This is a genomic window from Aquirufa beregesia (genome assembly GCF_011090385.1).
Taxonomy (GTDB): Bacteria; Bacteroidota; Bacteroidia; order Cytophagales; family Spirosomataceae; genus Aquirufa; species Aquirufa beregesia.
In genome coordinates this window covers 1-1,208 of record NZ_SEWW01000022.1, presented here as the reverse complement: position 1 = coordinate 1,208, position 1,208 = coordinate 1, and the positions used below count along the sequence as shown (strand labels likewise).

1 protein-coding gene is annotated in these 1,208 nt (G+C 37.3%); it reads right to left on the bottom strand.

The window, feature by feature from the left end; all coding sequences use genetic code 11:
• The coding region (locus tag EWU23_RS13700) for a recombinase family protein (protein WP_166233177.1) at window positions 1-854 on the bottom strand (854 nt) is incomplete at its 3' end.
• Between the last annotated feature and the right edge of the window lie 354 nt (window positions 855-1,208).

The following is a 1,208-nucleotide window of genomic DNA, read 5'->3' as shown; positions in this document are numbered from 1 at the left end:
TGACATTTCATGAATGGTTTTAAAGGGTATAAGTCAGTCTTATCACTCTCAAAATCCCAGTTCTTTCTACGACCATCTAACACCGCATTGGCACGATGAAATAAATCCTCACTAACTAAAGGTGGGTGTTTCCCTACAGCGTATGATTCAGGTTCATTCTTCCATGGTTTGACATATACCTTACCAATGTAAACTTTGTTACGAATTATCATTGGGAAGTTATTCTTGGTCATAACCATACCTTTTTCATACAACCATTTACGGACATCCTCAGCAGAATAAGCACCACTGGCCATTCTTGTGAATGCCTCTGTGATAAGTGGAGCTTGATGGTTGGGTTCTAAAATGGACTTGTTGTTAATACGGACATATCTATAACCTTTAGGAGCAGAACCTGTCCAGTTCCCTTCAAAACGAGCCCGTCTCATTCCTTCAGTTGTTCTAATAGAGTTCTTCCGATTTTCAATTTCCGGCATGGCCAGAAATATGCTCATCATTAGTTGACTATCAGGTGACGAAGTATCAATTTGTTCTTCTACTGTTTCAATGGATACACCCTGCTTTTGAAGAGTCTCCATCATCTTCATGGATAACATTTGATTTCTACTGAATCGGTCCCAGCGTAGACAAATGATTTTTTGGATATAACCCTTACGGCTTTTAATCAGAGTCATTATTTTGTTCCACTCAGGTCTGTCAAAATCCTTCCCTGAATAGTCTTCTGTAAAGGTTTCTACAATGTTATATCCCTTGAATTCACAGTAGTTTTTAATGACACTTTTTTGGTGCTGTAAGGAGAATCCGAAATTGGATTGTTCGTCAGTGGAGACACGTTCGTAGGCAATTACATTCATTGTGATTTAGTTGGTTCTATTAATGAAGATTGGTATTGTTCAAATTCTATCTGTGCTAGTGAGTATAAAAAATCTCTGATTGCTATAATTTCCTCCGGTGAGTACTTGGTATCACCTGAATTCAAAATCTTTGTTGTTTCCTTTAAATTTATCATAGTCAAATTGGTTTAAAGGACGTAGCAAGGCTACGCCCTTTTCTTTAATCATACAAACTAAGCTGCCAACTTTTGTGAGTTAAGTTTTTTAGCCTTAACTCGCTTCCACTTTTTGATAACTTCGTTTGTCCAATTGTGCTTGTTTTCCAAATAAAAATCGTCACACAATTTCAAAAACTCATCCCACTCCTTGTTGGTA